Here is a 25,818-nt window from a genome sequence, read left to right as displayed (position 1 = left end):
TTTTTCGCCCCTCAACTGTCGGGAAGTGCGCTGGTGAGCGATTCGCTCTCGCCGGTGATGGCTCGATCCTGTTTGCGGTTACGGCCGTGCCAAGTCGCCGGGGGCGGGTCTCGGACCGGTAACGGCACCGGCGGCGGGGGCCCGGACCGGGTTCAGGCCTCGATGCGGTTCGCCGAGCGCAGGCGCTGGAAGCTGCGGGCGAGGAGGCGGGAGACGTGCATCTGGGAGACGCCGAGCTCCGCGCTGATCTGCGACTGGGTGAGGTTGCTGTAGTAGCGCAGCAGGAGGATCCGCTGCTCCCGCTCGGGGAGTTGGACGAGCAGGTGGCGGACCAGGTCGCGGTGTTCCACGCCGTCCAGGGCCGGGTCCTCGTAGCCGATGCGGTCGAGGAGACCGGGCAGGCCGTCGCCCTCCTGTGCGGCCTCCAGGGAGGTCGCGTGGTACGACCGGCCGGCCTCGATGCAGGAGAGCACCTCCTCCTCGCTGATCCGCAGCCGCTCGGCGATCTCGGCGGTGGAGGGGGAGCGGCCGAAGGAGGTGGTCAGGTCCTCGGTCGCGCTGTTGACCTGGACCCACAGCTCGTGCAGCCGGCGCGGGACGTGCACGGTGCGGACGTTGTCCCGGAAGTAGCGCTTGATCTCGCCGACGACGGTCGGCATCGCGAAGGTCGGGAACTGCACGCCCCGGTCCGGGTCGAAGCGGTCGATGGCGTTGATGAGGCCGATGGTGCCGACCTGGACGACGTCTTCCATCGGCTCGTTGCGGGAGCGGAAGCGGGCGGCCGCGTAGCGCACGAGCGGGAGGTTCGCCTCGATGAGCGCCGCGCGCACCCGGTTGTGCTCCGGCGTGCCCGGCCTGAGCTCCTTCAGCTGGCCGAAGAGCACCTGGGTCAGCGCCCGGGTGTCGGCGCCCCGCCGCTTCTCCGGGGCGGGGGCGTCGGCTTGGGCCGGAGCAGCGGCGGTCTGGGCGAGGGGCTGGGCGGGGGCGGGGGTCTGAGCGGGGGCGGGCGCCTCTTCCTGGGGCGGCGCAGAACTGGCCGACACGGTCAACGCCACCTCTTCATCGGTCAATCATCCGTCAAAAGCGGTCATAGCATCACAAGACATGTGCACTGTGTGCAAGCACCTCATAACGTCGTGTTGGGTATTAATACTGGCAAGTTGAGGCATAAGGCGCAGCAAAGCCCCCCGCCGTCGCAGGCGAGGGGCTCGGGATCCGGCAGCGGCCGTACGGCTCAGAAGTCGTAGTCGGCGATCACCCACGTGGCGAACTCCCGCCACTGGGCCGCGGCCGCCTGGTGAGCCGGGTGCTCGATGTACCGCTTCAGCGCGTCCCCGTTCTCGACCGCCGAGTTGATCGCGAAGTCGTAGGCGATGGGGCGGTCCGTGATGTTCCAGCCGCACTCCCAGGAGTGCAGCTCCTCGATCTGGTCGCCGAGGGCGAAGAAGGCCTCGGCGCCCGCGACGGCGCGCGGATCGTCGCGCTCGACGCCCTCGTTGAGCTTGAAGAGGACCAGGTGGCGGATCATGGGTACTCCCGGTGCGTCTACTTCGCCCCGTCGGCCAGCCAGGTGAAGAAGTCTCCGACGGCCTTCGCGGCGTCCGATATGCCTTGGAAGACTATCTGGACCCAGTCCGCCGCCTTGGGCGGGTCCGTGATGATCACGTAGAGCGCGAAGATCACGAGCACGTAGACGGCGATCTTCTTGGCGTTCACCGCCACCTGGCCTCTCCCCTGTCTGTTCCCCCGTGTGCCGGGCGCGAGTGTAACCCTCCGATCGTTTTGTATGACCAACGGCGCGATGGATGCCGGATTTTTTTCTCCGATGCCCCGAAGCGTGAACCGATCGCGGGGGCCGCTCCGATGAAGGGCCGAGAGAACACAGGCGGACCCGGGGCAGCCGGAGTCGAGAAGGAGAGCGCAGATGCTGATGACGACGATGGCCTTCGTACTCGTGGCCCTGCTGATCATGCTCGTGGTGGCGGCGCTGCTCGACTGCGTCCGCACCCCGGCGGAGCGGGTCAGGTACGTCCCGAAGTGGCTCTGGCTGCTGTTCATGTTCCACGCCCCGGTCTTCGGAGCCCTCGTCTGGAACTACGCGGGCAAGCGCCCCGAGCCCTCGGCCTAGGCCCAGACCGGGGCCGAGGCCGACAGGAACTGGTCGGACCGGGTGTCGTAACGGCGTGAAGGGCGGCTCCGATGCGGAGCCGCCCTTCACGCGACAGCGGTAGCGGAGGGATTTGAACCCTCGGTGACTTGCGCCACACTCGCTTTCGAGGCGAGCTCCTTCGGCCGCTCGGACACGCTACCGAGGGAGACCTTACAGCACGGGGGGCCGTGCTCTGAAATCGGTATTCGGGGGCCGGGGCAGGCCCCCGCGAGCCGGTTCAGCGGGTGCGGAAGAAGTCCGTGAGGAGGCGGGCGGACTCGTCCGCCAGGACACCCTCGACGACCTCGGGGCGGTGGTTCAGGCGCCGGTCGCGGACGACGTCCCAGAGGGACCCCGCGGCGCCGGCCTTCTCGTCGCGGGCGCCGTAGACGACCCGGTCCACCCGGGACTGCACCAGTGCGCCGGCGCACATCGTGCAGGGCTCCAGCGTCACGACCAGGGTGCAGCCGGTGAGCCGCCACTCCCCGAGCGCCGCGGCGGCCCGGCGCAGGGCGAGGACCTCGGCGTGCGCGGTGGGGTCGCCGGTCGCCTCGCGTTCGTTGTGCCCGGCCGCGAGGACCGTCGTACCGTCCGGGGACAGTACGACGGCGCCGACGGGGACGTCCCCGCCCGGGACGGCACGGCCGGCCTCGTCCAGGGCGAGCCGCATCGCGGCCCGCCAGCGGTCGCGTACCGGGTCGGGGGACCCGGGTGCCTCGTGGAGGGTCAGCGGACGGTCTCCAGGACGTCGGAGGCGCCCAGGGCCTCGGCGATCTCGCCGAGCGCGTCCTCGTCCAGGGACAGCAGCTCCTTCGGGCTCACGCCCAGGTCGTCCAGGATCGCGGCGTCGCCGACCGGGCCGGCCGGCACGGCGGAGCCGTCCGCGTCGTCGTCCTCCTCGGCCTCCGGCTCACCGTCCTCGGTGCCGTCGAGGTCGAGGTCGTCCAGGTCGTCGGATTCGTCCTTGGGCTCCCTTCCGAGCAGTTCGTCGGTGAGCAGGAGCTCCCCGTACGAGCTGCGGGCGGCGGCGGCGGCGTTGGAGACGAAGACCCGCGGGTCCTCCTCCCCGTCGACGCGTACGACACCGAACCACGCGTCTTCCTGCTCGATGAAGACGAGCACCGTGTCGTCGGCCTCCGAGGCCGATTCCCGGGCCAGGTCGGCCAGGTCCGACAGGGTCTCCACATCGTCGAGCTCTGTGTCGCTCGCTTCCCACCCGTCTTCGGTGCGCGCGAGCAGTGCGGCGAAGTACACCGTGACTCTCCCACTGGTCTTAGGCGTGCCGGTTGGGGGTCCCCCCGGCGGAGGTTCTGGGCGGGGAGAGCTGTGCTCCGAGCCCCACCCACTCGGAATCGTGGCAGAAACAAGGCGTTCAGGGGACGTCTTCGGCTCCCTGTGTCTGGCAGTTTTGATCGCACGTGTGCAAAGAGGCATCCATGCGTCCGTCAACGCAGTCACCAGCGCACTCGTTGCCGCCACCTGCGGATCGTACGCGGGTTTTCCCGCCGCCCACGCACTGCCTTCTCCATGACGGACCGCAACGCGGCACAACCAGTGGATCTTTGCCGAAGGATCGGCTTTACGACTCTTGCCGAGTCTTGTGGGCTCTTACCGGGTCCAGGGGACTCCTGCCGATTCCTACCAGTGGAACGTCCGCATGCGCAGCGCGTGTCGCAGCCGGGCCGCCTTGGCGCGGCGGGGCTGGACCCGGTCGCGCAGCGCCCGCGCCTCGGCGAGCTCGCGCAGGAACCGGGCCCGGCGGCGCCGCCGCTCGGCCTCCGTCTCGCCCTCGGGCGCGCCGTACGCACGGTCGGGCCGCTCGGGCCCCTCAGACAGCTCGGGCACGGTCGCATCACCCCCGTCCGACACCTCCACTTTCCCCCGGATGGGGGGTTTGATGCCGGCGTCCGCCTGCGCGGGCCTGCGCGAGGTGGGCGGGGGCGCGGTTACTGTTGTGGACATGCGTCTCCACGTCGTCGACCACCCTCTGGTCGCCCACAAGCTCACCACGCTGCGCGACCAGCGCACCGACTCCGCGACGTTCCGGCGGCTCGCCGACGAACTGGTCACCCTGCTCGCCTACGAGGCGACGCGGGACGTGCGGACCGAGGCCGTCGACATCCAGACCCCGGTGGCCGCCACGACCGGCGTCAAGCTCGCCCGGCCGCGCCCGCTGGTGGTGCCGATCCTGCGGGCCGGGCTCGGCATGCTGGACGGCATGGTCCGGCTGCTGCCGACCGCCGAGGTGGGCTTCCTGGGCATGATCCGCAACGAGGAGACGCTCCAGGCGTCCACGTACGCGTCGCGGATGCCGGAGGACCTCTCCGGGCGCCAGGTGTACGTCCTGGACCCGATGCTGGCCACGGGCGGCACGCTGGTCGCGGCGATCCGTGAGCTCATCAAGCGGGGCGCGGACGACGTGACGGCGGTCGTGCTGCTGGCCGCGCCCGAGGGCGTCGAGCTCATGGAGCGGGAGCTGGCGGGGACGCCGGTCACGGTCGTGACGGCGGCGGTGGACGAGCGCCTCAACGAGCACGGGTACATCGTGCCGGGGCTGGGGGACGCGGGGGACCGGCTGTACGGGGCGGCCGAGTAGCGGGCCGAGCCGTTCGCTTCGGCGCCGTAGGGGTGCAGGTGCGTCGGCGGCCGACGGGTGCGTCGTGGCTTGTCGCGCAGTTCCCCGCGCCCCTTCAGGGCGTCTGCCGAGCCTCGCCTCTTTGACCGCCGCGACGGCGATCAGCCGGGACGGCGGGGTCCGGCGGTGCCTCGCGGTGCCCGGCGGGGCGTTCGCCCGGGCGCCGTAGGGGTGCAGGTGCGTCGGCGGCCGACGGGTGCGTCGTGGCTTGTCGCGCAGTTCCCCGCGCCCCTGACGGGGCGCTGGTGGGCCGCGCCCCTGATGGGGCGCTGGTCAGCAGGTCTTTTTTGAAGTCGATGCCGTCGGTGTGGGGTTGGACAGGGCCGTGATCGCCTTGGCGGCCGTTGCCTGGGGGGTCAGGGTCTTGAAGGCGTTGCCGATGATCAGGTCCACGGCGGTGCCCTTGCGGCCCGCCTCCGTGCGCTGGTCGGCGGCTGTCACCTGGGTGGCCAGGACCGGGAGCGAGGTCTTCAGGGCCGAGGCCGGGCCGAGCAGTATCGCCGTGCCCTTGACCTTCTGGTCGAACTTCGCCGGCGCGTTGCCGATGTCGCCGATCCTGAAGCCGCGCTTCTTCAGTTCGTCCGCGGTTTCCTTGGCCAGGCCCGTGCGGGTCGTGGCGTTGTAGACGTTCACCGTGATCTGGGCCGGCTTCGGCAGCGTCACCGCCGGCTTGCCGGCCGACGCACCGGCCGCGGGACTCGCGCTGGCGGCGGCCTGCTTGACGCAGTCGCCCGCCGAGCCGGCCGCGGACGCGGTCCCGCCGCCGCCCGTGAAGACGTCGATGAGCTGCAGGGTGCCCCAGCCGACCAGGCCGAGCGCGGTCACGGAGGCGACCATGGAGAGGACGAGCCGGGCACGCCGCCGGCGCGGGCGCATGCGAGGGTATTTGTCCCCTGTGATCCGGTACTGGCCGCCCATGCCGGGGGGAGTCAGCATGCTCATGAGCGCAGCGTAGTGCGCCACGGGAGCGTTGACTAATAGATGATCATCCGACGGCGCCCGGTCCAACCCGAAAGGGCCAACCGGCGGCAAATGCCGGATGGCTGACGGGTGTCAGTCGAGTTCGAGCACGCGCGCGTGCAGCACCTGGCGCTGCTGGAGGGCGGCACGGACCGCGCGGTGCAGCCCGTCCTCCAGGTACAGGTCGCCCTGCCACTTCACGACGTGCGCGAAGAGGTCGCCGTAGAACGTCGAGTCCTCGGCGAGGAGGGTCTCCAGGTCGAGCTGCCCCTTGGTCGTCACGAGCTGATCGAGGCGCACCGGGCGCGGTGCGACGTCCGCCCACTGCCGGGTGCTCTCCCGGCCGTGGTCGGGGTACGGCCGGCCGTTTCCGATGCGCTTGAAGATCACACGGAAAGCCTACCGGTCCAGACGTTCCGGGCGCAGCCATGGCGACCGAGTGCGACGCTGGAAAAGACTCCGTAAGGGTCATCAAATGGGCTAAAAGGGAACGGGTGGTCCGATGATGAGTGCCGGTGAGGCCGACGAAGTCGACGCCGCGACTCCGGCCACGGCCCCTGCCACGGCCGCGGACACAGCCGACCCCGTGGTCGCCGAGATCGCCGCCGGGTACGCCTTCGCCGGTCAGGCGCTGGAGCTCGGTGCCCTGCTCCGGGACGGGCGGTGCCGTCCCGACGCCCCGGTCCGGATCCCCCTCCCCATGCTCAACCGGCACGGCCTGGTCGCCGGCGCCACCGGCACCGGCAAGACCAAGACGCTCCAGCTGATCGCCGAGCAGCTCTCGGCACAGGGCGTCCCGGTGTTCCTGGCGGACGTCAAGGGCGACCTGTCCGGCATCGCCCGCCCCGGGCAGCCGGACGACAGGGTCCGGGGCCGGGCCGGCGAGGTGGGGCAGGAGTGGACGCCGACCGGCTACCCGGCCGAGTTCCTCGCGCTCGGCGGCCTCGGCCACGGCATCCCCGTGCGGGCGACGATCACCAGCTTCGGACCGGTGCTGCTGTCGAAGGTGCTCCAGCTCAACCAGACCCAGGAACAGTCCCTCGGCCTGATCTTCCACTACGCCGACACCAAGGGCCTGGAGCTGATCGACCTCAAGGACCTCAGGGCCGTGGTCGCCTTCCTCACCTCCGACGAGGGCAGGCCGGAGCTGAAGGACATCGGAGGACTGTCGACGGCCACCGCCGGGGTGATCCTGCGCTCGCTCACCGCCTTCGAGGCCCAGGGCATGGCGGACTTCTTCGGCGAGCCGGAGTTCGACACGGCCGACCTGCTGCGTACGGCACCGGACGGCCGGGGCGTCGTCTCGGTCCTCGAACTCCCCGCCGTCCAGGACCGCCCCCTGCTCTTCTCCACCTTCCTGATGTGGCTGCTCGCCGACCTCTTCCACGACCTCCCCGAGATCGGCGACGCCGACCGGCCCAGGCTGGTCTTCTTCTTCGACGAGGCGCACCTGCTGTTCGACGACGCCTCGAAGGCGTTCCTGGACTCGATCACGCAGACCGTGCGCCTCATTCGCTCGAAAGGGGTCGGCGTCTTCTTCGTGACGCAGACCCCGAAGGACGTACCGTCCGACGTCCTCGGCCAGCTCGGCAACCGCGTCCAGCACGCGCTCAGGGCCTTCACCCCGGAGGACCAGAAGGCGCTGCGGGCGACCGTGCAGACCTTCCCGAAGTCGTCGTACGACCTGGAGGAGCTGCTCACCGGGCTCGGCACCGGCGAGGCCGTGGTCACCGTGCTCAGCGAGAAGGGCGCCCCGACGCCGGTCGCCGCGACCCGGCTGCGGGCCCCCGAGTCCCTGATGGGGCCCATGGACACGGCGGAACTGGACGCGGCGGTGCGCGGATCCGCGCTGCACGCGCGTTATGCACAGGCTGTGGACCGGGAGTCGGCGTACGAGAAGCTGCAGCGGACGCCGGCCGAGCCGACGACCCCGAAGGCTGCGAGGGCTCCGAAGGCCCCGAGGGAGGAACCGTCGCTGGTCGAACAGGTGGTCGGCAGCGGGATGTTCAAGTCCCTCGCCCGGTCGGTGGGAACGCAACTCGGCCGTGAGATCACCCGGTCGCTGTTCGGTACGGCCCGCAGACGCAGGTGAGCCGGGCGCCCGCACGGGCGCCCGGCTCACCTCCGCGGGATCAACCGCGTTTCTGCTCCTGCGGTCGCGGCGTCGACGGCTCCGCCGTCTTCGTCGCCGGCTTCGGGGTGCTGCGGACGGCTTCCGCGCGCAGCAGGGCGCGCAGGACCGCGTACGGGTCTGAGGACATGGCTGTGTTCCTTGCGTAGAACTGACTGACCTGGGGGAATGCGGGACAGGCCGGTCGGTCAGCAGCGCAGGACCACGGTGCGCAGGAGGGGTGTGGCGTACGGCGGACGCGGTGCCGTCGGGCGGCAGGGGTGGTGGTCCGCCGGGCCGGCGGGCGGTGCCGCGTCGGGGAGCGGCGCGGGGCGCTGGGGTACGTCGGCGCGGTGGACGGCACGGGCGGGTGGCCGCAGCGGGGTGTGGAGGACGTCGTGCTCGACGGTCTCCGCCGAGACGGCCGGGGCGGCCGCCGAGAGCGCCTCCGCCGCCGTCGGGACGCCGGCCAGCAGCAGGGCGAGCAGCAGCACGAGCGCCCGCGGCCGGGCGGGGCCCGGCCGCGGGCGACGTTTGGTCGGGTGACCGCTGCTCATGGCGGTCATCTCCCCGTGTGGTGGGCGGTGTTCATCGCGCGGAGTGCGAGATCCGCTCGCTCGGCGTACTGGCGGGGCGCGAAGTTGACGAAGCCGACGGGCCGGTGCCCGCAGCGCCCGCGCATGCTGTGCCCCCGGGCCCGCCGTTCACAGGGCCTGCGGGATCTGCTTGGCGCGGCCCCGGATGCCGAACGCCGTGACGATCTCGACGATGCCGACGACGATCAGCCAGATGCCGGCGACCAGGGTGAGCACCGCGACCGACCTGAACGGCGAGACGATCAGCACGATGCCGGCGATGAACGTGACGATCCCGAGGAAGATCATCCAGCCGCGGGCGGGCATTCCGTGGTCGTGCACGGCGGCGAGGGTCTGGGTGATCCCGCGGATCAGCCAGCCGATCCCGATCCACAGGGCGAGCAGCAGGATCGACTCCAGGGGGCCCCGGAAGCAGAACAGGCCCAGCAGGATCGACAGGGCGCCGCTGATGAAGGCCAGCACGCGCAGCGAGGTCGCCTTGTGCGTGCCGAACGCCGCCACCAGCTGGAAGACGCCGCTGATCAGCAGGTAGATGCCGAAGAGCACACCGGCGGCGAGCAGCGAGGCACCGGGCCAGACGAGGATCAGGATGCCGAGGATCAGGGAGGCGATCCCGGTGAGCAGGACGGTCTGCCAGGCGGCCTGGGAGAGGGCGTGCAGCGGTCCCTCGAAGGGTGGTTCGGGCTCGTGCCGAGCGGTGCCGGTGGCATGCGCCTTCCGGTCGTCGTCGGCGGGGCCCGTGCTGGGGGGCTCGGTCATGGTTCCAGCTGAGACCGACGGGGGCGGCCCTGCCAGCAGGGCGGGACCGGACGGGTGAGCCCTCGGGTCCGGCGGCTCGGGAGACACGGGGGCTCGGGGCCCCTACCTCCCACCCGCCGCCTTCGCGGCCTTCGCCGCCGCCTTCATCTCCTGCTTGTGGGCCCGCACCTTCGCCAGCGACTCGGGCCCGGTGATGTCGGCCACCGACCGGAACGCCGCCGCCTCCCCGTACGCCCCCGCCGCCTCCCGCCATCCCTTCGGCGTCACCCCCAGCTGCTTCCCCAGCAGCGCCAGGAAGATCTGGGCCTTCTGCTTCCCGAACCCGGGCAGTTCCTGGAGCCGCCGGAGCAGCTCCGCCCCGCTGTCGACGTCACGCCAGATGCCCTCGGCGTCACCGTCGTAGTGCTCGACGAGGTACTGGCACAGCTGTTGAACGCGCTTGGCCATGGAACCGGGGTACCGGTGCACGGCCGGCTTCTCGGAGAGCAGCGCGGCGAAGGCCTCCGGGTCCTGGGCGGCGATCTCGTGCGCGTCCAGGTCGTCCGTGCCCATGCGCTGCGCGATGGTCGCCGGCCCCTTGAACGCCCACTCCATCGGCACCTGCTGGTCGAGCAGCATCCCGGTGAGCGCGGCGAGCCTGCTGCGGCTGAGGAGTTCGTCGGCCTCGGGGTCCTGGGCGAGGTGCAGGGCGGGGGCGTTGGTGTTGGCGTCCATGGCCCGATGATCCCGCGCCCGGACCGGCCTCGCGCGCCCGCGACAGCCCGGCCTCCTCGGCTCCCACACCCCTCACGTACGATTCCTCCGCGATTCGGCTTAGGTAAGGCTAACCTCAGACAAGGGGGTCACTGGGTGACCATCGAGACGTACCGCGACGCCTGGGGCATCCCCCATCTGCGAGCGGCCGACGCCCGCGAACTCGCCCGCGCGCAAGGCCGGGTGACGGCCGATGACCGGGCCTGGCAGCTGGAGGTGGAACGGCACCGTGCGCAGGGCACGTCGGCGTCGTTCCTCGGTGCCCCGGCCGTCGCCTGGGACGTCTTCGCCCGCCGGGCCCGCCTGGCGGACACGGCGAGACGTTGCTTCGAGGCGCTGGAGAGACGGGACCCGGAGACGGCTCAGTGGGTACGGGCGTACGTGGCCGGCGTCAACGAGGGACTGCCGGCCGGCGCCGCCCGCACGCCCGAGTTCACCCGCACCGGCCTGGCCCCGGGCACCTGGGAGCCGTGGCACCCCCTGGGCGTCTGGCTGGCCACCCACATCCTGTTCGCCGGCTTCCCGGCCAAGCTGTGGCGCGAGGAGGCGATACGGCACCTGGGCGAGGAGGCGGTCCCGCTCTTCGCCACGGACGGCCCCACCACCGCCGGCAGCAACGGCTGGCTCCTCGCGGGCTCCCGCACCGCCACCGGCCACGCCCTGCTCGCCGGCGACCCCCACCGCTTCATCGAGGCGCCCGGCGTCTACCAGCAGATCCGCCTCGCCTGCCCGGAGTTCGACGTCGTCGGCCTGGCGGTCCCGGGCGTCCCCGGCATCGCCCACTTCGCCCACACGGGCACGGTCGCCTGGTCCATCACCAACGCGATGGCCGACTACCAGGACCTCTACCGGGAGCGCCTGCGGCGCGCGGAGACCGGCGTGGAGGCCCTCGCCCCGGACGGCACCTGGACCCCGGCCGCCCACCACACGGAGACGATCGAGATCTCCGACAGCCCTTCGGTACAGATCGAGGTCCTGGAAACACCCCGGGGCCCGGTGATCGCCGGGTGGCCGGAGCATCCGCAGACGAGCCCACCGTCAGCCGCCGACGGCGGTCGCACGCCGCGCGCTCCGCACGCCGAACACCTCGCTGTCGTCCCCGCACCGGCAGCCGCCGACGGCGGGCAACCCCCGCAGGGGCCACCCGCACACGCCGACGGCGAAGCCGAGGCGCTGGCGCTCCGCTACCCACCCCGCGTCACCCACGACCTGGGCTTCAGCGCCCTCCTCCCCCTCCTCCGCGCCCGCCACGTCACCGACGTCGACCGCGCCTTCGACGCCTGGGCCGAGCCCGTCAACGTCGTGCACGCCGCCGACACCGCCGGAGGCGTCCTGCACCGCGTCGCCGGCCGCGTCCCCGTCCGCTCCCGCACCAACCGCACCCGGCTCGCCCCCGCCTGGCTCCCCGGCCACGACTGGCAGGGCTGGCACGAGATGCCGTACGGCGACCTCACCGACGGCGTGGCCGTGATGGCGAACCAGCGCGGCCCGGCCACGCCCCTCGGCGTCGAGTTCGCCTCACCCCACCGCGCCGACCGCATCCGCGCCCTCCTCGGTGAGCGCCGCACCTGGTCCGCCGCCGACATGGCCGCGATCCACACCGACACCCACCTCGCCTCGGCCGCCCCTCTCCTCGACCGCCTGGCCGCCCTGGACGACCTCACCCCGCCGGCCGCCGGACTCCGCGACCGCCTCCTCGCCTGGGACCGCCGGATGGACGTCGGCAGCACCGACGCCGCCGCCTACGCGGCCGTACGCTCCGCCGTCGTACGGCACCTCGCCGCCCACCCCGCCTTCGCCGCCCTCACCGAGCCCCCGGCCCACCCCGAGGTCCTCCTCCCCTGGCTGGCACTCACCCCCCGTATCGCCTTCGCCCTCGAACACCTCCTGAGGGCGGAGAAGTTGTACGGCGTCGACCGCCCCGCCGCCGTACGCGCGGCCGTGGAAGAGGTCGCGGCCGGCCTGCCCACCGGCACCTGGGGCGACACCCACCGCCTCGCCCCCTGGCAGGCGCTGCCCGAGCCGTCGTACGACGACGGACCGGCGCTGTCCGGCGACCACGACTGCGTGCTGTGCACCTCCGCCGTCCCCGGCCTCACCGACCGCTCCGCGCGCGGCCCGGCCGCCCGGTACGTCTGGGACCTGGCCCGCCGCGACGACAGCCGCTGGGTGGTGCCGTTCGGCGCGGACGGCGTCCCCGGCGCACCGCACCACACCGACCAACTCCCCTTGTGGCTCAAGGGAGACCTGGCGCCGGTCGTCACGGACTGGGACCGACTGGAACGCGTGGACCCCACAGGCGGCACGGGCCCCGCAAGCCCCACAGAACTCACGGAAGAGAACGATGTCTGAGCACCCCGCACACCTCCCCGTCTTCGAACACGCCGTTGCCGGCTTCGGTACCGTCCGTCTCCGCCCGCTCGACCCCGAGCGTGACGCGGACGTCGTCCACACCTGGGTCGGCGGGGAACGCGCCGCCTTCTGGGGCATGACCGGCCTCACCCGCCCCCAGGTCGCCGAGATCTACGCCCACATGGCCACCCTCGACACCCACCACGCGTACCTCGCGGAGAAGGACGGCACCCCGGTCGCGCTCCTCCAGACGTACGAGCCGGAGGCCGACCGGGTGAGCGAGTGCTACGACGTCCGCCCCGGCGACATCGGCGTCCACGTCCTGCTCGCCCCGCCCGGACCCGAAGGTCCCCGCCCCGGCTGGACGGAGGCCCTCCTGACCGCCTTCACGGCGTACGCCCTGCGCGGCCTCGACCGCCACCGCATCGTCGTGGACCCGGACGTCCGCAACGAGAAGGCGGTCGCCCGCTTCCGGCGCCAGGGCTTCGAGCTCGGCCCGGCCGTCGTACTCCCCGAGATCGACCTCCCCGACGTCCACCTGCCCGAAAAGCATGCGCAACTGGCTTTTCTCACCCGGCCGGTAGCCTTCCCGGATGTCCCGGATGCTGACTCCCGATGACCTGATCGCCCACTACGGCCTGCAGCCGATCCCCCGCGAGGGCGGCCTGTTCCGCGAGACCTGGGCCGGTCCCGCACGCGCCGACGGCCGCCCCGAGGGCACCGCGATCGTCGGCCTCCTCACCGCCGACGACTACTCGGCCCTGCACCGCCTGCCCACCGACGAGATCTGGCACTTCTACCTGGGCGACCCCCTGGAGTTCCTGCTCCTCGCCCCCGACGGCACCACCCGCACGCCCGTCCTCGGCCCCGACCTCCCGGGCGGCCAGCACATCCAGCTGACCGTCCCGGCCGGCACCTGGATGGGCGCCCGCGTGGTGCCGCCGGGCGCCTGGACCCTCTTCGGCTGCACCCTGGCCCCCGGATTCACCTTCGAGGGGTACGAACACGGGAACGCGGCCCACCTCACGGCGCGTTACCCGTCCGAAGCCGCCCGCATCACGGAACTCTGCCGTCCATGACGACCCACCTGCTGGACGGACAGATCGCCCTGGTCACGGGCGCGAGCGGCGGTATCGGCCGGGCCATCGCCCGGCGCCTGGCGGAAGAGGGTGCGGCGGTGGCCCTGCACTGCCTGACGGCCGTCCGGGCGGCACACGACGCGGCTTCGGGCATCACGGCCGGCGGCGGCCGGGCGACGGTCGTACAGGGCGACCTGAGCGACGAGGAGACCTGCCACCGCGTCGTCCGCGAGGCCGCGGAGTGGGGCGGCGGACGGCTGACGGCGCTGGTCAACAACGCGGCCGTACAACCCGTACAGCCCCTGCCCGGCATGACCGCGGCCGACTGGCGCGCGGTCGTCGACACCGACCTCACCAGCGTCTTCGCCTGCACTCAGGCCGCCGCCGAGATCATGCGCGCCCAGTCTGGCGGCGGCACGGTCACCCACATCGCCTCCATCGAGGCGACCCACCCGGCCCCCGGCCACGCCCACTACTGCACGGCGAAGGCGGCCGTGGTCATGCACGCGAGGGCGGCGGCCCTGGAGTACGGTCGCTCCGGCATCCGCGTCAACACCGTCTCCCCGGGCCTGATCGACCGGGAGGGGCTGGCCGCGGACTGGCCGGAGGGGGTGCGGAGATGGCAGGAGGCGGTGCCCACGGGCCGGCTGGGCAGCGCGGACGACGTGGCGAACGCCGTCGTCTTCCTCGCGTCGCCGCTCGCGTCCTGGATCAGCGGCCACGACCTGGTCGTCGACGGCGGGGTGTCGGCACGCCCGACGTGGTGACGCGCCCTGCAGGGGCGCGGGGCCGTACCGATGTGCGGCTCCGCCGCGCGGGCGCGACCAGCCACGACGCGCCCGCGGACAATATGAGCACCACAGCCTTCTCAGCCGTATGACTCAGGAACATGTGTTGCCGAACTCGGAGCGGGTGACGTGAGCGAAGGACACGATCAGCGGCGAACGCCGACCGGCGACCACCGGCACAGGGCCCGGCCGCTGCGCGCCCTCGCACTTCTCGGCACCCTCATCGCCGCCCTCCTCCTGGCCTCCGCCGGCCCCGCCTCCGCGCACGCGGCCCTGCGCGGCAGCGACCCCGCCGACGGCGCCGTGCTCAAGTCGTCGCCCGGTTCCGTCACCCTCACCTTCACCGAGTCCGTCGGCCTGCTCGACGACTCGTTCCGGGTGTACGACCCCACCAACCACCGGGTGGACACCGGCGAGCCCGACCACGGCCCGGCCGGCTCGGACACCGCCCGGATCACCTTCCCGAAGAAGCTGGGCACCGGCACGTACACCGTGGCGTGGCGGATCGTCTCGGCGGACAGCCACCCCGTCTCCGGCGCCCTCACCTTCTCCGTGGGCAAGCCGTCGGCGACCACGGCGGCCGTCTCCACCGGCCCCGTCGAGAACCCGCTCACCGGCAGTCTCTACAACATCGGCCGCTACCTCGCGTACATCGCGGTGGCGCTGCTCATAGGCACCGCCGCCTTCCTGGCCGTCTGCCGCCCGCCGGACCCCGCCCCCCTGCGCACCCCGGTCCGCACCGCGTGGTGGGTCCTCCTCGCCTCGACCCTCTTCCTCTTCGTTCTCCGTGCGCCGTACGAGGAGGGCACGTCCCCGGCGACGGCCTTCGACCTCTCCGCCCTCGGCAGGTCGGCGACCGGCCGCCCGGGCCTGGCCCTGCTGGCCAGGGCAGCCCTGCTGGCGCTCACGGCGGCCCTGTATCTCGTCCTCCGCAAGCGCGTGAGCCCGAGTCTCCTGACCCGGCCGTCCCGCCCGCTGCTCGCCGCGGCCGCCGCCGTCTCCGTGGCCCTGGCCCTGACCTGGGCGGCGGCGGAACACGCCTCGGCCGGCATCCAGGTCCCGCTGGCGATGACGTCGTCGGTCCTGCACCTGTTGTCGATGGCGCTCTGGCTGGGCGGCCTCACGGCCCTCCTCCGCACCCTCCACCGCACCACCACGCCCCTCCCCGCCGCGGTCGTCACCCGCTTCTCCCGCGTGGCCTTCGCCTCGGTGACGGTCCTCGTCGTCACCGGCGTCTACCAGTCCTGGCGCGGCCTCGGCTCCTGGCAGGCCCTCTCGGACACGTCGTACGGCAGGCTCCTCCTGGTCAAACTCGCCGCGGTGACCCTGCTGCTGGCGGCGGCCTCGCAGTCCCGGCGCTGGACGGCGAAGCTGGCGACGGTCCCGGCCACGGTCCCGGCCACAGCCACAGCCACGCCCGCGACCGCCCGTGACCGCGTTCCGGTGCCGGTCGGCGCCCCGGCCCCGGCGGACCCGTCGGCCCTGGCGGACCGCCCGAGCGCGGAGGATCCGGCCACCGCGGAGGATTCGACGACCCCGGGGCCGGGGGAGGCACCGTCCCCGGAGGAACCGTCGACTTCGGAGGAAGCGGCCCCCGCCACCTCCGCCGGCCGCCACCAGGCCGCCCTGCGCCGCTCGGTCCTCGCCGAAGTGGCCATCGGTGTCGCCGTCCTGGGCATCACCACGATCCTCGGCGGCACCCTGCCCGGCCGGGCCGCGGCCGAGGCGGCCGCGTCGGGAACGACGTCGGACGCGGCCGGCATCCCGGCCGCCGCCGTCGCCACCGTCCCCTTCGACGTCGGCACGCCGAACGGCTACGGCAAGGTACAGATCACCCTGGACCCGGGCCGGGTCGGCAAGAACTCCGTGCAGGCGGTCGTCTTCGGCCCCGACGACGGCATCTCCACCGTCCCCGAACTCCGGCTCTCCTTCACCCTCGCCGCCCAGAAGATCGGCCCCCTCCCCGCCAACGTGACCGACCGCGGGGGCTACTGGGCCGCCGACTCCGTCAACATCCCCATCGCGGGCGAGTGGACGATGGCGGTGACCGTACGGGTGTCCGACCTGGACCAGGTGACGGTGGCGAAGAAGATACGGATCAACGCGTAGCCGGCCCCGCCCCGGCCGCTCAGGCGCCCACGGTCCCGTCGACGCCCTCGCGCAGGAAGTCGGCGTGCCCGTTGTGACGGCCGTACTCCAGGAGCACGTGCAGCATCACCATCCGCAGCGACACCTCCTCCTCCCACCTCGGCTGGTATCCGGCCTGGTCCAGGGAGCCGGCCGCGCGCTCGATCCGGCGCGAGGCCGCCACCTCGGCCTCCCAGGCGGCGAACGCCTCCGCCCTGGTCGACTCGCTCGCGTCGTACGCGGCCTGGAAGTCGATCTCGTCGGACCACACCATGGGCGCGTCCTTGTCCTCGAAGACCCGGCGGAACCAGGCCCGCTCCACCTCCGCCATGTGCCGCACCAGGCCGAGCAGCGACAACGTGGACGGCGGCATGGACTGCCGCCGCAGCTCCTCGTCGGTGAGCCCTTCGCACTTCATGGCGAGGGTCGCCCGGTGGTAGTCGAGAAACGCCCGCAGCATGTCCCGTTCACTGCCGAAACTGGGCGGCCCCACACGTTCGTCGCTGCTCACCGGCGGTACTCCTCATCACACTCATGGCATTCATCGGGTTCATCGACCCCGGCACCGGGGCGCAACGGCAGTATCCAACGGCCGAGTACGGCCCGCCCCGCTCTCGGCCGTCGCTCACGCCCTTCGCCAGGCGCCGAGCAGTTCCTCGGGTCCGTACGCCGCGTCGAGCCCGGGACAGCTGGTCCCATTGCGTGAGACCGCTACGAGCGGCACCGGTTCGTCGGTGACCGCCGCCCGATGCTTCTGGAGCGAGGCGAGGTCGTGGCTGTCGAACGCGGAATTCTCCAGCCACTTGACGGAACCGAGGAAGAGCAACTGCCTGGCCACCGGCTGACGGTCGGCGCCAACCAGGTCGATTTCGACGTCGTTGCTGCGGGTCCAGTACCCGCCGATCGCCGGGCTGGCGGGCAGGAGCCCGTCCGGGAGCAGCCGGGCGAGGGATTCCCGTACCAGGGGCTCGACGGCGCGGCCCCGCCAACTCGTCCACCGCTCCTTGATCCGGCTCAGAGTGAGATCCCCGCGCATCCGCTCGATCTCCGCCATGTGCGGGTCCAGAAACGCGAGCCAGAACCGCAGGTAGGGGTCGGCCACCCGGTAGCGGCGTTCCTTCGAGGGGCGCAGCGAGAGCGGCAGTTCTGCCGCCACGACTCGCTTCTCGGTGAGAACCTCGGTGGCTCTGGTGAGAGTGGTGTGGGCGATGCCGCCGGCCGCGCGCGCGATGTTGGTGAAGGTCCGCTCCCCGCTCCCGATGGCGCTCAGGACCTCCCTGCTCATCGCCTGCGGGGGAAACTCGGCGGCCAGCGAGCGTTCTGCCGAGACCAGCAGTGCGGAGATCGGGTTGTCCAACGAGTCGCGGAGGAACTCCCAGACAGCCGCTCCGGGCCGCCACTCCGCACAGATGAGCGGCAGACCACCCGTGACCAGGGCGGCGTCGAAGGCGGCTGCCGGCTCAAGCCCGAGCATCTCGCTGAGGTCGGCAGGGTTCAGCGGCCCCACGACCATTTCCCGGCCGCGCTGATGGAAGGGGCGGTCGTAGCCGTTCAGCGCCTCCATCATCGACAGGTCGGATCCGACCAGGAGGAGCAGTACGGGTTTACGGCAGAGCAGCCGGTCCCACGCCCGCTGGAGCATGCCCTCGAACGCGTCGATGCGGTCCATGAGGTACGGGACCTCGTCGATGACGACCACGCTCGGCCTGTCGTCGGGCAGGATCTCGGCAAGGAGCCTGAATGCGGCGTTCCACTGCTCCGGAGTCTCCTCCGAGAACACCTCCCGCTCCGGCAGAGTGGATCTGGCGACGGCGTCGAGCAGCTCCGTCAGCTCGTCCTCCGCCGTGCCGCCGGCCGCCGTGAAGAAGAGGTTCGGTGTCTCGGTACGCCGGAGGAACTCCTCGACGAGGCTGGACTTGCCGACACGCCTCCTGCCCCGCATGAGGATGCACCGCCCCGGCTGCGCCGACCCGACGCCATCGTGGACAGCCTGCAAGGCGTTGCCCAGCACGCCCAGCTCACGATCCCGCCCGATGAATCGACGCACGGCAAGCCTCCCGCAGAGAATAGTATCGATGGCGATACTATCTATATCGCTACTATCTCCCCCCTCAGTGTGACGCTCACGCTCACGACGAGAACTGAGACGGGACCAGGGCGCCGGGTCGGACCTTCTTGACGACGACGGTGTGCGAGACCGAGCCGTGCGATCGTCCAAGTCCCTTCTGTTAATTGTGAGTTCCTGTCGGCCCCGGCATGCGAGCAGCACGAATCTCGGCTCGTTGTCTGGGAGTTCCCCACCTCGGACCCTGCCGGATGGAAGGCGCGCCCACCCCAGGGCGGCGGCGGGCGGCGGTGGCGGATCGGAGTACACCCGCGAGTTGCATCACGCTTTTGGTCTATTAGTGTGGATATATTCCATGTGGGCGTATCTGGGGAGAGCTCATGCAACGAAGGACTATCAAGAGGGCCGCTGCCCTCAGCTCCGCTCTGGTGGCGACGGGTGTCGCCCTCATGCCGCTGAGCAGTCAGCCGGCGTTCGCGTCTTCTCCCGCAACGCACGTGAGTTCCGCGACGGTTCTCCCGGAGCAGGACCACTACCGCCAGGGCTTCCGGCAGGGTTTCCGCGACGGCTTCTCCGACGCGCGATCCGACTGCGACCGCAGCGGCTACGGATCCGGCTACGGAAGAGGCCACGACTCCTCGTGGGCACGTGGCTACGTCGACGGCTACAACTCGGGCTACAACTCGGCCTTCAACCGGTACTGCGGCGACTGAGGCTGCCCCGGGAGTTTCACCTCCAACTACCGAACGCCGGGTGCCCGTCGACAGGGTCGGCGGGCACGGAGGGCCTCGGCGAGGTCATCTGAGGCGGCCTGGCGCTGCTCGGTGATACGGAAGAGAGTGCCGGAGAAGCCGAACCAGGGCGCCGGTCATACTCGCTTGACGACGATCGATTCCGGAACCAGCTTCTCCAGGTCGTCCACGTCCGATGTGAAGACGGTGACCTGCCCTTTCTGCCGTCGGGCGATGACGGCGAGCACCGCGTCGATCGCGCAGTTGTGCCCGTGAAGCTCGGCGTCGGACAGGAGCCGGCGGGCCTGGCGGGCCTCGTCCTTCCCGATGTCGGCGACTTTAAGCCGGGAGAGCACCCAGTCCCAGCGCTGCTCGGTGGTTCTGCCGTCGTACGCCTCCACCAGCGTCATGGGCGACGTGACCACTTCGGCTTCGCCTCGTGCTGCGAGATCGAGCCAGGCGATCATCTTCCGATCGCCCCGCACAGCGAGGGACAGGGCTTCGCAGTCGAGTACGAAAGCACGCAGTGGCCGCTGCCTGTGCTCACCGGCTCGCTTGGTCACGCGGCCTCTCCGGCGTCGTGTCCTCCGGCCGCGCGGCGGCGCTCGTGCTCGGCGTCGAGATCGTCCAGTTCCGAGAGCGCTGCCGCACGCTCGTCCTCGGTGACCGCGCCGTGTTCCTCCTGCAACCAGTCGACCAACTCCACCAGCCGGTCCCGATCGCGCTTGAATCGCAGTGCTTCGGCGACGTACGCCGAAAGTCCTCGCTCAGCCGCGTCGGCGCGGATCTCGTCCAGGAGATCTTCGGGGATCGTCACCGTTACTTTCTTGGTTGCCATACAAGTCACCATACTCTTGGTGTGAATGCCCTTACCAGGTTGCCGTGACCCGTAGGGCAAGGAGACCAATGGCCAATCCGTGAGCCCTGCCCACGCGTGATCGCCGACTCGTACCGCTTCACTCGGCCACCGTGTGCCCTTCACTCTCATCAGCGCATGCTGCGTCGGATGAGGATGGTTCTCCTTCGCGGCGGTGAGTCTCCTGCCGTTGATGTAACGACGGGAGGAGAGTCCATGTCCCTGCTGCCTTCGGCAGACGTCTTCAGATCGATCGAGCTAAAGGTTCCGCAGTTGCTCGGCAGACAGTTGGTCTGTCCGCATGTACCCGGGGAGAGGTGTTCGGTCGGCGAGCACCTCACGCTCTCGGAGGCTGAGGAAGCGGCGGCACGAGATGCCGCTGATGCTGCTGTGCGGGATGCGCTGTGGCGGTGTGTGGGGTGCGATGCCCGAAGCGACGTGCCGAACTTGGCTCAGCGCGGCCAGTTGCTCGCGTTGTACGGGCTGGCACTGGCCGCTGAAGCCGACGATGTCCGTGATCAGGTTCTCCGGGCTGCCAATGCCGCTGGCTGGGCGGTTGAGCGGGCTGATCCGGCCGAACGCACGACGGATCCGCGCAGTCTTGTCGACCGTGCGAGTCTCCTTGGCGACGACTACTCGCCCATCCGTAACGATTCGGACATCCAGGTGGTCGGTGAGGTGGACTCTTTGCTGGGGGAGCGCATCAGCGGCGAACGCATGGGCGCTACCTTGCACCGCCTCGGGCTCTTGGGTGCGTTCCTCGCCTCGGGTCCGGGGCAGATGCCCGAGGGCGAGTCCGACGAACTCGACGGACTGCGGAAGGAAGCCGAGTGAACCCGAGCGCAAGGCGACTTTCGCAGTGGCTGGGTGAGCCAATGCCCCTCCGCAAGGTGGCAGAACTCCTCGGAGTCGACGCAGCGAAGGCGGGCGGACTGGTGAGGGCGGGCCGCTTCCCCTGCCGTGTCACGAAGGAGAAGGGAAGGTATGTAGTCCTTCCCGACGATGTGTTGGTCGCCATGGGGCTCGATGATCCGATCGTGCGGATCGTCGACCTGCTGGCCGGAGCCGAGTTCGCGAGGCGACGGGACTGAGGGCCGGCCGCCGGTGGGCCGAGTGTGACATCGGAGGGGTGGGCTCGCGAACGTCCCCCCTCCGGGTTGACGCGCGGCATGGAACGGGTTGGTAGGGCGCACGTGGATGGTTGGTGCACTGCTGATCCATCGAGCGGCTCCGCGTCGACGGCTTCGGTCGCCGAAAATCCCCGATAGCGCGGAGGTGACGGCCAACAGGAACATCGTGCTGGGGCCACAGAGTCCGGTGACCGTCATGCCGACACCGCGCGGCCGCCCGGGGGCGTTCGCGGGTTCAGGGGACAGGCCAGACGGGTTGCGCGTAACGGCGGTGAACGGTGGCGGCTGGCGGTGCACCGGACAAAGGCCAGGGCCACGAGCAGCACGAAGAGAGCCAGTTTGGTCAGCTCTGTGGTTCGCGGCCCGCTGAGGCGCGCCCCGCGCGCTGATGAGCGCACAACTGGGGGTAGTTCAGGCAAAAGCCCAGGTCATACCTGGTGATACCGGGTGGCTCCGAATCGCCGGGAGCCGGATGGTCTGCGGTTCTCTCTCCTCTGCGGTGGGGAACCGCCTGCTCCCTTCCCCACTGCATCGAACCGGGTCTGACGAGAAGCGAAGGAGCAAGACCATGTACAACTGCGAGGGATGCGGACGGTCCCGGCAGGGGTTGTTCTTCGGTTCCGGGATCGGAGAAGCGAAGTGGTGGTGCTGGCGCTGCCAGAGCACCGATCAGAAGGAACTGGTCAGTACTCTGGATGACCACGCTCGGGGCGTGCTCAACCGTGACGCCGACGGCGTGCACTGGCCGTACGGCCCGAACATCTATGTCCAGATGCGCGCGGACCTGTTGGACTGGGCGGACCGGCACCACCTCAAGAGCGGCAACACGGGGTGTTCGTCCGGGCTGCACTGGCTCGACAGGGGCCGTTGTGTCAAGAGGGAATGCCAAGGCCGGCCAGGGTTCTACGACCACACGACCACGTGGCTTTCGCGGACCACCGGCAGGCCCGCTCTGGTTTTCAACCAGCCGTACAGACAGGTGGACCCGGCCGAGGTTTGGGATTCCATCAGCGAGTACCCGTCTCTCACGGCCGAGGTCGGGCCGGAGAGTTGGTACGGCGCAGGTACCAGCAGTGTCTACATCTGGAATGACGGCAACCGTTCCGTGGCTGTTCGGCCGCCCCGTTAACCGCGCATCGAAGGATTTCACCTCACGGCTCGCGGTGGGGACCTTCGAAATCGTGCCCGGTGAGGCACTGGCGGAGGATACGAGATTCGAACTCGTGAGGGGTTGCCCCCAACACGCTTTCCAAATGTTCGTCTGGGGGTACAGGGGTGTGCGGGAGCGTTCTGACCTGCGGTGCAGCTGTGGTGGTGGGGCTTCTGAACGGTGCTGTACGGAGGTGAATGCAACCAGAACTGCAACCACCGCCCGGCTATTTTCCGCTCTCCGGGCCGTACCACTGAAGAGCCTGGCCGGTCACTGCCGCGATGCAGGCGAAGTCATGGTCGCGGTGCAGGAGGGTGAGCCCTTGCAACTCGGCCGTCGCGGCGACGACGAGATCCACCGCACCCGCACTGCGGTGCTTTCCCTGTTTGGTGAGAGCTTCCTGGACCTGCCAGGCGCGGTCGTAGGCGCGGTCGTCGACGGGAACCCAACCGAAGATCAGTCGCATGTCCTCGATGCCGCGCGCCCTGTCGGCGGCCGACCGGGCGCTGTAGAAGAACTCAAGCTCGGTGATCGGGCAGGTGGCGATGAGCCCGGCGGCTGCCGCCTGGTCCCAGCCGTACTGCTCCGCGTCCTCGCGCATGAACCGAGCGAGCGCGCTGGTGTCGATCAGGAACTGGGCCGCGTTCACCGGCGGTAGTTCCCCTTGTTCTCGAACAGCTCCAGATCGAATGCGCCGTCCCCGGCCGCGGCCCGCAGTCGGGCGAGCGCCAGGGCGCGACGCCGGCTCTCCAGCACCTCGCGAAGAGCCGTGTTGACGGTCTCCTTCTTGGTGCTCGTCCCGAGGGCTTTGGCCACGTCCGCGACCAGGTCGTCGTCAAGGTCGATAACCGTCCGACTCACGAGTGCCTCCCTGATATCAAATATGGGGTCAAGTATATCTCGCGAGGTGCCCGCGGGGTGGCACGCCTGGGTACCCGGCCTTGGCCGCCGAGTCCTACGCGGGCATCACGCCATGGATGCGGGAGAGAGTGAAGACGCGTTCCGATTCGCGCAGGTGGCACCAGGCGTCGAGGTAGGGCGGGTCGAGTTCCAGGTCGCTCAGGGTGCGTACGGTCCGGCTGCCCGAGGTGGCGATGTACTCGATCGTGATGGCCGCACCGGTGTCGATGGCATGGGCGATCTGGCGGACGTCGCTGTACGACAGGTGCTTCGCGTATCCGGCGACGATCTCCTCGGTGTCCGTCGCGAAAGGCACCCCGCTGCCGAACGGGTCGGGTTCAGGTGAGACCGGCGGGGCCTTGAGCAGCCGGTCGGCCAAGGCGTCCGTCCCGGTGTCGGCGGGCATGTCCGAGGCGCGGGTCGCGGTGGTCCGGGGGCCGTGCCGCCCGACGTTCCTTCGCGGGGGCGGGACGGCAGCGGCGGCCCTCTGCGGCGGGCGCTTTTCGATGCGTACCGTTCCCCCGGCGGTCTCGGCGACCGGGGCGTAGCCCGCAGCGCGGAGCGCGGCGAGAGCCGTCGCGGGTGGGCTGCCGCTGACCAGGACCGTCGGGGCGAGCTGCCGCAGGGCGAGCTTGGCCAGTGCGCGGTGGGCGGCGAGTTCGGCCAGGAGTGCGGGTTCGTCGCCGTGGATGACACAGACTGCGGGGGCGATGCGTACCCGGCCGTGACCTCGTGCGGTGTCGGCGATGAGATAGGTCAGCGGCTGTGGCAGGGCTGTGGCGGAGCCGGCTGCCAGGTCGGCTGTGATGTCGTCCGGGGTGCGGCCGGCGTCCAGGGCACGGCGGATGCTGCCGGCACTGAAGCGCCATACCGACGCCGTGCCACTGGTCTCCCGGTCGGCCGTCGCATCCAGCAGTTCTGCGAGTCGCGCGGACGGGGTGCCGGTGACGACGGCGGTGAGGTCGGCGCCGATCCGGGCCGTCGTGGTCGCGGGGGGCAGCAGCCGCCGCACCGTGATGTCGAGCTCTTCGTCGGCGTGGGCCGCCAGGTGGGCGCCGAGCGGGGACAGCGCACCCCGTGCCAGCACGCCCAGCAGTTCGGCTTCGCGGATCACGGTGCTGAACGGTGCCGCGTCCTGGGGCGAGGCGTCGTCGGCGAGCGGACGGTGCCAGGCCACGAGCGGCCCCAGCTCCGAAGCGACCTTGACACCCTGTCCCGCCGGGAGCCCCGCTGCCGCGGTGAGCAGCCCGTGTCGGGCCTGCAGACAGCCGCCGCAGTCAGGCGCGCCGGCGAGCGCGGGTAGCGCCTTGTCGTCTTCGTCGCGCGCCCGGGTGGGGGTGAGCGGCAGGTCCCGCCATGCCCGGAGCAGTACGGCGAGTTGTTCCGCGGGCTCCTGCTCGGCCCAGGCGTCGTATGCCTCGGTGGGAGGTACGCGATCGCCGTCGCGAGCCAGCAGTCCGGCGGCGTAGGCGGTCTCCAGGGCGATGCGTACGACGGCGTCGTCCGCTTGGGCGGCCTTGCCGAGCCGGGCCAGTTCACGCGCGCCGATCCCGCCCGACTTGAGCCGGGTCGGTGGAGCAGTCGCGCACACCGAAAGGACGGAGGCGGCATGGGCCGCGAACGCGGTGGCGGCCACCGCGGCCTCCCGATCCACCTCCGAAGAGGTGACGGGCACCAACTGTGTGACGGGCGGCAGAGGATCGAACGGAGCGTGCCAATCGGCGCCCCGCACGGCCAAAGCCACCTCGACCGGCATCCGGACGGGCCCGTACCGGTGACGGTCCTGGAGCAGAAGCCCACGGTCGAGTGCCCACCGAGCGCCTGGTTGGAGATCGGGGTCAGGAGCCCCGAACGCGACGAACAGCGACTGACGCGGCGTGGACCTGGCGTTCTGCTCAAGCAACTTCCGTGTGGCCGCTGGTGCCCCCGCCACCAGCGCGGCGACCCGCTCCGCGTCACTGTGGTGCTCCACCAGAGCCGCGAGTCGCTGCTGCTTGGTGCCGGGTGGCTTGATACCCAGGACCGCCAGCATGCCGCGCAGTTCCTCCGAGGTGGTGCCGGTCAGCAGCTCCTCCAGCATGGCGTCAAGTCCCAGGGGCGTGCTCCACGCCTGCCGCAAGGGCGTAGACATGCGGAGTGCCTCGTTACCGTCGTGCCACACGAGCGCCCGATCCGACAGCGCCTCCAGGGTCGCGTCCAGTGCGTGCACCGCCGCCGGGGATGTCGAGCCGAGCAACTCCGCGAGGCTCTCCCGGGTCGCTCGTGCTCCCAGGGCGGCCAGCGCCTCGGCGACCTGCAAGCACGGCAGCGTGAGCCGCGGCAGGACGAGTGCCACGGACCCCGGACGCTGGAGACGGTCCGCCAGTTCCCCCACCGAGCGTGGTTCCGGAGAGGAGGCCGCGTCCTTCCGCATGGCGAGTACGCGTGCCAGGCGGGAACGGTCGAGTTCGCTCAGCCAGGTCGCAAGCGTCGATCGGGACTTCATGAGGGTGCACCTCGACAGACAGGAAACGTCACAGGCGGGCCGAAGCCGCTTCGGCGCCAACGCCAAGGATGGCGCAGTTCCATGATCCGCAGATGTCGTACGAAGACAGAGCCCGCAGCGCCTCCCCGCCGGGCCCAGCCCGACGAGACGAGCCGACGGCAGGAGAAGATCCGGCCGCCCGCTCGCGCGAAAT

At 71.0% G+C, this 25,818-nt stretch carries 31 protein-coding genes and 1 tRNA gene; 12 read left to right on the top strand and 20 right to left on the bottom strand.

Annotated features, from left to right (window positions below; genetic code table 11):
• Positions 1-152: 152 nt before the first annotated feature.
• From ABZ887_RS08960 to ABZ887_RS08950, 3 genes are all read right to left on the bottom strand, one after another.
• Positions 153-1,049: an RNA polymerase sigma factor SigF gene (locus tag ABZ887_RS08960; protein ID WP_361285767.1), complete on the bottom strand. Its 897-nt coding sequence runs from the start codon at positions 1,047-1,049 to the stop codon at positions 153-155.
• A 185-nt stretch (positions 1,050-1,234) separates the two neighbouring features.
• The gene (locus tag ABZ887_RS08955; RefSeq protein ID WP_361284885.1) at positions 1,235-1,528 is read right to left on the bottom strand and encodes a Dabb family protein; all 294 of its coding nucleotides are present in this window, start codon (positions 1,526-1,528) and stop codon (positions 1,235-1,237) included.
• A gap of 17 nt (positions 1,529-1,545) precedes the next feature.
• A complete protein-coding gene (locus tag ABZ887_RS08950) occupies positions 1,546-1,722 on the bottom strand; it encodes a hypothetical protein (RefSeq protein WP_351706364.1) in 177 nt (58 codons plus the stop codon).
• Between the two features lie 202 nt (positions 1,723-1,924).
• Here ABZ887_RS08950 and ABZ887_RS08945 point away from each other — a divergent pair, with 202 nt between their 5' ends.
• Complete coding sequence (locus tag ABZ887_RS08945) at positions 1,925-2,128, top strand: PLDc N-terminal domain-containing protein (RefSeq protein WP_361284882.1); 204 nt, start codon at positions 1,925-1,927, stop codon at positions 2,126-2,128.
• Positions 2,129-2,225: 97 nt separating this feature from the next.
• Here the strand turns inward: ABZ887_RS08945 and ABZ887_RS08940 are convergent.
• The 4 genes from ABZ887_RS08940 to ABZ887_RS08925 form a co-directional block, all read right to left on the bottom strand.
• A tRNA-Ser gene (locus ABZ887_RS08940) sits at positions 2,226-2,310 on the bottom strand.
• A 77-nt stretch (positions 2,311-2,387) separates the two neighbouring features.
• The gene (gene tadA, locus ABZ887_RS08935) at positions 2,388-2,819 is read right to left on the bottom strand and encodes a tRNA adenosine(34) deaminase TadA (protein WP_361284879.1); all 432 of its coding nucleotides are present in this window, start codon (positions 2,817-2,819) and stop codon (positions 2,388-2,390) included.
• Positions 2,820-2,875: 56 nt separating this feature from the next.
• Positions 2,876-3,403: a hypothetical protein gene (locus ABZ887_RS08930; protein WP_361284876.1), complete on the bottom strand. Its 528-nt coding sequence runs from the start codon at positions 3,401-3,403 to the stop codon at positions 2,876-2,878.
• A gap of 384 nt (positions 3,404-3,787) precedes the next feature.
• Positions 3,788-3,985 (bottom strand): hypothetical protein, encoded by a 198-nt coding sequence (locus ABZ887_RS08925; RefSeq protein ID WP_361285765.1) that lies wholly within the window; start codon positions 3,983-3,985, stop codon positions 3,788-3,790.
• Between the two features lie 124 nt (positions 3,986-4,109).
• Here ABZ887_RS08925 and upp point away from each other — a divergent pair, with 124 nt between their 5' ends.
• On the top strand, positions 4,110-4,745 hold the full coding sequence (upp, locus tag ABZ887_RS08920; RefSeq protein WP_361284873.1) for a uracil phosphoribosyltransferase: 636 nt from the start codon (positions 4,110-4,112) through the stop codon (positions 4,743-4,745).
• 312 nt (positions 4,746-5,057) lie between these two features.
• On the opposite strand, the gene ABZ887_RS08915 is transcribed toward upp, so the two are convergent.
• Both ABZ887_RS08915 and ABZ887_RS08910 read right to left on the bottom strand, forming a co-directional pair.
• Positions 5,058-5,726 (bottom strand): LytR C-terminal domain-containing protein, encoded by a 669-nt coding sequence (locus ABZ887_RS08915; RefSeq protein WP_361284870.1) that lies wholly within the window; start codon positions 5,724-5,726, stop codon positions 5,058-5,060.
• Positions 5,727-5,837: 111 nt separating this feature from the next.
• A complete protein-coding gene (locus tag ABZ887_RS08910; protein ID WP_003999914.1) occupies positions 5,838-6,134 on the bottom strand; it encodes a type II toxin-antitoxin system VapB family antitoxin in 297 nt (98 codons plus the stop codon).
• Between the two features lie 112 nt (positions 6,135-6,246).
• Between ABZ887_RS08910 and ABZ887_RS08905 the strand changes: the two genes are divergently transcribed.
• On the top strand, positions 6,247-7,836 hold the full coding sequence (locus ABZ887_RS08905; RefSeq protein WP_361284867.1) for a helicase HerA-like domain-containing protein: 1,590 nt from the start codon (positions 6,247-6,249) through the stop codon (positions 7,834-7,836).
• A gap of 40 nt (positions 7,837-7,876) precedes the next feature.
• On the opposite strand, the gene ABZ887_RS08900 is transcribed toward ABZ887_RS08905, so the two are convergent.
• The 4 genes from ABZ887_RS08900 to ABZ887_RS08885 form a co-directional block, all read right to left on the bottom strand.
• The gene (locus ABZ887_RS08900) at positions 7,877-8,005 is read right to left on the bottom strand and encodes a hypothetical protein (protein ID WP_361284864.1); all 129 of its coding nucleotides are present in this window, start codon (positions 8,003-8,005) and stop codon (positions 7,877-7,879) included.
• Positions 8,006-8,063: 58 nt separating this feature from the next.
• Entirely contained in the window at positions 8,064-8,411 is a 348-nt protein-coding gene (locus ABZ887_RS08895) for a hypothetical protein (protein WP_361284861.1), read from the bottom strand.
• A 147-nt stretch (positions 8,412-8,558) separates the two neighbouring features.
• Complete coding sequence (locus tag ABZ887_RS08890; protein WP_361284858.1) at positions 8,559-9,209, bottom strand: HdeD family acid-resistance protein; 651 nt, start codon at positions 9,207-9,209, stop codon at positions 8,559-8,561.
• A gap of 102 nt (positions 9,210-9,311) precedes the next feature.
• Positions 9,312-9,923 carry an HhH-GPD-type base excision DNA repair protein gene (locus ABZ887_RS08885; protein ID WP_361284855.1) on the bottom strand — a complete coding sequence of 204 codons (612 nt, stop codon included), beginning with the start codon at positions 9,921-9,923 and terminating at the stop codon, positions 9,312-9,314.
• A 135-nt stretch (positions 9,924-10,058) separates the two neighbouring features.
• Here ABZ887_RS08885 and ABZ887_RS08880 point away from each other — a divergent pair, with 135 nt between their 5' ends.
• The 5 genes from ABZ887_RS08880 to ABZ887_RS08860 all read left to right on the top strand — a co-directional run bounded on the left by ABZ887_RS08880 (position 10,059) and on the right by ABZ887_RS08860 (position 16,290).
• Positions 10,059-12,314, top strand: a complete 2,256-nt coding sequence (locus ABZ887_RS08880; protein ID WP_361284852.1) for a penicillin acylase family protein — start codon at positions 10,059-10,061, stop codon at positions 12,312-12,314.
• The gene (locus tag ABZ887_RS08875) at positions 12,307-12,933 is read left to right on the top strand and encodes a GNAT family N-acetyltransferase (protein ID WP_361284849.1); all 627 of its coding nucleotides are present in this window, start codon (positions 12,307-12,309) and stop codon (positions 12,931-12,933) included. Before ABZ887_RS08880 ends, ABZ887_RS08875 begins: the two co-directional genes overlap by 8 nt.
• Positions 12,920-13,393, top strand: coding sequence for a cupin domain-containing protein (locus tag ABZ887_RS08870; RefSeq protein WP_361285762.1), 474 nt, complete (start codon positions 12,920-12,922; stop codon positions 13,391-13,393). The genes ABZ887_RS08875 and ABZ887_RS08870 overlap by 14 nt, the downstream gene beginning before the upstream one ends.
• Positions 13,390-14,160 carry an SDR family oxidoreductase gene (locus tag ABZ887_RS08865; protein WP_361284846.1) on the top strand — a complete coding sequence of 257 codons (771 nt, stop codon included), beginning with the start codon at positions 13,390-13,392 and terminating at the stop codon, positions 14,158-14,160. The genes ABZ887_RS08870 and ABZ887_RS08865 overlap by 4 nt, the downstream gene beginning before the upstream one ends.
• 213 nt (positions 14,161-14,373) lie before the next feature.
• Positions 14,374-16,290 (top strand): copper resistance protein CopC, encoded by a 1,917-nt coding sequence (locus ABZ887_RS08860; protein ID WP_361285759.1) that lies wholly within the window; start codon positions 14,374-14,376, stop codon positions 16,288-16,290.
• Between the two features lie 19 nt (positions 16,291-16,309).
• Here ABZ887_RS08860 and ABZ887_RS08855 read toward each other — a convergent pair whose 3' ends face one another.
• On the bottom strand, positions 16,310-16,819 hold the full coding sequence (locus tag ABZ887_RS08855) for a DinB family protein (protein ID WP_361284843.1): 510 nt from the start codon (positions 16,817-16,819) through the stop codon (positions 16,310-16,312).
• Between the two features lie 114 nt (positions 16,820-16,933).
• Positions 16,934-18,355, bottom strand: coding sequence for an ATP-binding protein (locus tag ABZ887_RS08850; protein WP_361284840.1), 1,422 nt, complete (start codon positions 18,353-18,355; stop codon positions 16,934-16,936).
• Between the two features lie 398 nt (positions 18,356-18,753).
• Between ABZ887_RS08850 and ABZ887_RS08845 the strand changes: the two genes are divergently transcribed.
• Positions 18,754-19,086: a hypothetical protein gene (locus ABZ887_RS08845; protein WP_361284837.1), complete on the top strand. Its 333-nt coding sequence runs from the start codon at positions 18,754-18,756 to the stop codon at positions 19,084-19,086.
• A gap of 155 nt (positions 19,087-19,241) precedes the next feature.
• Here ABZ887_RS08845 and ABZ887_RS08840 read toward each other — a convergent pair whose 3' ends face one another.
• Complete coding sequence (locus tag ABZ887_RS08840) at positions 19,242-19,667, bottom strand: hypothetical protein (protein ID WP_361284834.1); 426 nt, start codon at positions 19,665-19,667, stop codon at positions 19,242-19,244.
• Complete coding sequence (locus tag ABZ887_RS08835) at positions 19,664-19,942, bottom strand: CopG family transcriptional regulator (RefSeq protein WP_361284831.1); 279 nt, start codon at positions 19,940-19,942, stop codon at positions 19,664-19,666. Before ABZ887_RS08835 ends, ABZ887_RS08840 begins: the two co-directional genes overlap by 4 nt.
• Positions 19,943-20,176: 234 nt before the next feature.
• Between ABZ887_RS08835 and ABZ887_RS08830 the strand changes: the two genes are divergently transcribed.
• From ABZ887_RS08830 to ABZ887_RS08820, 3 genes are all read left to right on the top strand, one after another.
• Positions 20,177-20,794 (top strand): hypothetical protein, encoded by a 618-nt coding sequence (locus ABZ887_RS08830; protein ID WP_361284828.1) that lies wholly within the window; start codon positions 20,177-20,179, stop codon positions 20,792-20,794.
• Between the two features lie 56 nt (positions 20,795-20,850).
• Positions 20,851-21,051 carry a hypothetical protein gene (locus tag ABZ887_RS08825; RefSeq protein WP_361284825.1) on the top strand — a complete coding sequence of 67 codons (201 nt, stop codon included), beginning with the start codon at positions 20,851-20,853 and terminating at the stop codon, positions 21,049-21,051.
• 607 nt (positions 21,052-21,658) lie between these two features.
• Positions 21,659-22,219: a hypothetical protein gene (locus ABZ887_RS08820; RefSeq protein ID WP_361284822.1), complete on the top strand. Its 561-nt coding sequence runs from the start codon at positions 21,659-21,661 to the stop codon at positions 22,217-22,219.
• 247 nt (positions 22,220-22,466) lie between these two features.
• On the opposite strand, the gene ABZ887_RS08815 is transcribed toward ABZ887_RS08820, so the two are convergent.
• The 3 genes from ABZ887_RS08815 to ABZ887_RS08805 form a co-directional block, all read right to left on the bottom strand.
• Positions 22,467-22,889 (bottom strand): PIN domain nuclease, encoded by a 423-nt coding sequence (locus ABZ887_RS08815; protein ID WP_053752750.1) that lies wholly within the window; start codon positions 22,887-22,889, stop codon positions 22,467-22,469.
• Entirely contained in the window at positions 22,886-23,101 is a 216-nt protein-coding gene (locus tag ABZ887_RS08810) for a type II toxin-antitoxin system VapB family antitoxin (protein ID WP_053752751.1), read from the bottom strand. The genes ABZ887_RS08815 and ABZ887_RS08810 overlap by 4 nt, the downstream gene beginning before the upstream one ends.
• A 94-nt stretch (positions 23,102-23,195) precedes the next feature.
• Complete coding sequence (locus tag ABZ887_RS08805) at positions 23,196-25,625, bottom strand: helicase-associated domain-containing protein (RefSeq protein WP_361284818.1); 2,430 nt, start codon at positions 25,623-25,625, stop codon at positions 23,196-23,198.
• Positions 25,626-25,818 lie beyond the last annotated feature (193 nt).

The organism is Streptomyces sp. NPDC047061, assembly GCF_040643955.1.
GTDB lineage: Bacteria > Actinomycetota > Actinomycetes > Streptomycetales > Streptomycetaceae > Streptomyces.
The sequence above is the reverse complement of the archived record's forward strand: the minus strand, read 5'-3'. Positions and strand labels throughout refer to the sequence as shown.